Below are 3,111 nucleotides of genomic sequence, written 5' to 3' on the forward strand. Positions count from 1 at the left end.
AGCCGCCGCAGCAGCAAAAGCCAAAGCAGCAGCAGCAGCAAAAGCTAAAGCAGCAGCCCAAGCAAAACAAGCAGGCGGGGATGACGAAAAGGCAAAAGCGATTGCAACAGCAAAAGCCAAGGCCGCCGCAGCAGCAAAGGCGAAAGCAGCAGCTCAAGCAAAACAAGCAGGCGGGGAAGATGAAAAGGCAAAAGCGATTGCAGCAGCAAAGGCGAAAGCCGCTGCAGCAGCAAAAGCAAAATTAGCCGCAGCAGGCAAAGCAGACGGAGCAGCAGATGATGAAAAGGCAAAGGCAATCGCCGCAGCGAAAGCAAAGGCCGCAGCCGCAGCAGCCGCGAAGGCAAAAGCTGCCGGAAGCAAGGCTGACACTGAACCAGCTGCAGAAAAAGCTCCATCGGTTAATCAGCCATACCTTGATAAATATGTAAAGGTAATTGAAGAAAATCTGGGATCTGATGTTCTTGAAGAGTACTATATCAATAATCTCTCCAAGGAAGTGCCGACTTTGGTTGCCAGAGCTGAATCATATTTTAAATTGGCAGAATTCCTGAAATATAATGAACAGCTTGGCTTTGATTATTTATCCGAGCTTCATGGCACCGATTTTGAGACCCACATGGAAGTGTATGCTCACTTATACTCATACAAAAAACGTCAATCTGTTGCACTGAAGGTTAAAATTGACCGCGATGAGCCGGTAATTGATTCACTGCAGCCGTTATGGGCAGGAGCAAATTGGCCGGAATGTGAGACATATGATTTGCTGGGAATCAAATTCAAAGGACACCCTAACTTATACCGGATTATGCTGGGGGAAGACTGGATCGGGCATCCGCTGCGAAAAGACTATGAACCGTACGATGTGGAGGTGTAACCAATGCTGCGAACAGAAGAAATGCTATTAAATGTTGGACCTCAGCATCCAAGTACCCACGGTGTTTTTCGCCTTGTTCTGAAAATTGACGGGGAGATCATCAAAGAGGCGAAACCGGTCATCGGCTACCTGCACCGCGGAACGGAGAAATTGGCAGAAAACCTGCAGTATACGCAAATTATTCCTTATACAGACCGCATGGACTATCTTGCCGCCATGACGAATAATTATATCCTTGTCCATGCAGTGGAAACGATGATGGATTTGAAAATTCCGGAACGGGCAGAATATCTGAGGATCATCACGATGGAGCTTGGCCGGATTGCCAGCCATCTGGTATGGTGGGGTACATATTTACTGGATATTGGGGCAACAAGCCCATTCCTGTATGCATTCAGAGAGCGTGAAATGATCATCAATATGCTGAATGAGATCTCTGGAGGCCGCCTAACGTTTAACTATATGCGTGTCGGCGGCGTTAAATGGGATGCTCCTGAGGGCTGGATTGATAAAGTAAGAGAGTTTGTTCCATATATGCGTGAACAGCTCAAAGGCTACCATCAGCTGGTAACCGGAAACGAAATTTTCATGAACCGTGTCAAAGGGGTAGGAAAATATACGAAAGAGGATGCTTTAAACTACTCGCTGAGCGGTGCAAATCTCCGCTGCACAGGTGTAAAATGGGATCTCCGAAAAGATGAGCCATACTCCATCTATGATCGCTTTGATTTCGATGTGGCGGTTCAGGACGGCGGGGATGCGTGGGCCAGGTATCATGTGCGTATGCAGGAAATTGAAGAATCACTAAAAATCCTTGAACAAGCGGTGGAGCAATTCCCGTCTGAAGGCGATATTCTGGCCAAAGTGCCAAAAATCATCAAAGCGCCAAAAGGGGAAGCGTTTGTCAGAATCGAATCTCCAAGGGGAGAAATCGGCTGCTATATCGCGAGTGATGGAAAGAAGGAGCCATACCGGATGAAATTCCGGAGGCCATCATTCTATAATCTTCAGATTCTCCCGAAATTGCTTGAAGGCGAAAACATTGCGAACTTGATTGCTATTTTAGGGGCAATTGATATTGTCCTTGGGGAGGTGGACGGTTAATGGTAGAAGAACTTCTCCATTCCGAAGCAGGTCTGCTGAATTTCGGTATTTTCTTCTTGCTTGCCACCGTTTTACTGCTAGTCGTTTTGGGATTTGTTACTTACGCCATTCTGGCGGAGCGTAAAGTCATGGGATTTATGCAGCTGCGCCACGGGCCGAATCAGGTCGGCGGACGCTGGGGGCTGCTGCAGACTGTTGCGGACGTATTAAAGCTTCTTTTAAAAGAAGACACCATTCCTAAGCTTGCAGACAGGCCGCTGTTTATTCTTGCACCGGTTATTGCATTTGCACCGGCATTCATGGTGCTGGCGACAATTCCATTTACAGACAAACTGCAGTTTGCTGATATTGGAGTTGGATTGCTGTATTACATCGCCATTTCCGGGCTGACAACAGTCGGTATTGTCACCGGAGCATGGGCTTCAAATAATAAATATGCATTGCTTGGCGGAATGCGTGCCGCTGCACAGATGATTTCATATGAAATTCCACTCGTAATGTCTGTATTAGGCATTATCCTTTTAACAGGCAGTCTAAACCTGAATGAAATTGTTGAAGCGCAAAAAAATGGCTGGTTCATTATTTGGCAGCCTATTGCTTTCATCGTATTCCTGATTGCTTCCACAGCGGAGCTAAACCGTGTTCCATTTGACTTGCCTGAAGCGGAATCAGAGCTGGTCGCCGGTTTCCATGTTGAATATTCCGGCTTCCGCTGGGCATTCTTCATGCTTGCGGAATATGTATACTTCTTTGCCATGGCTTCATTGACAACCGTACTATTCCTTGGCGGGTGGCTACCGCTGCCGTTCCTGGAGTTCATTCCGGGTGCCGTCTGGTTTGCGCTTAAGTTTACGGCTGTAATCTTTGTTTTAGTCTGGTTTCGTGTTACATTCCCGCGCCTCCGTGCAGACCAGCTTATGGAATTTGGCTGGAAGGTTCTGCTGCCGGTAGCACTTGCAAATATTTTCTTAACAGCTTTGCTGAAAGAATGGCTGAATATCTTTTAATGAGGAACAGCCTCATAACTTCGAGAATTGTCTAGCTGCACAAGGAACGCTTCGGCAGCATAATCATCGCAGGACTAAAAGCGTTAGCTTTTAGGAGGAGCGCCTACCCCTCGAGGTCACAAGCTT

The 3,111-nt window shown here is 47.2% G+C and carries 3 protein-coding genes; all 3 read left to right on the forward strand.

Annotation, left to right across the window (positions count from 1 at the left end):
* Positions 1 to 874, forward strand: an 874-nt coding sequence (locus tag CE058_RS10110; RefSeq protein ID WP_286167961.1) for an NADH-quinone oxidoreductase subunit C, incomplete at its 5' end; no start/stop codon positions are given.
* Positions 875 to 877: 3 nt separating this feature from the next.
* Positions 878 to 1,978, forward strand: coding sequence for an NADH-quinone oxidoreductase subunit D (locus tag CE058_RS10115; RefSeq protein WP_048007951.1), 1,101 nt, complete (start codon positions 878 to 880; stop codon positions 1,976 to 1,978).
* On the forward strand, positions 1,978 to 2,985 hold the full coding sequence (gene nuoH / locus CE058_RS10120) for an NADH-quinone oxidoreductase subunit NuoH (protein ID WP_048007952.1): 1,008 nt from the start codon (positions 1,978 to 1,980) through the stop codon (positions 2,983 to 2,985). The genes CE058_RS10115 and nuoH overlap by 1 nt, the downstream gene beginning before the upstream one ends.
* Positions 2,986 to 3,111: the final 126 nt, after the last annotated feature.

The organism is Bacillus sp. 22-7 (genome assembly GCF_010628845.1).
GTDB classification, from domain to species: domain Bacteria; phylum Bacillota; class Bacilli; order Bacillales; family Cytobacillaceae; genus Cytobacillus; species Cytobacillus firmus_B.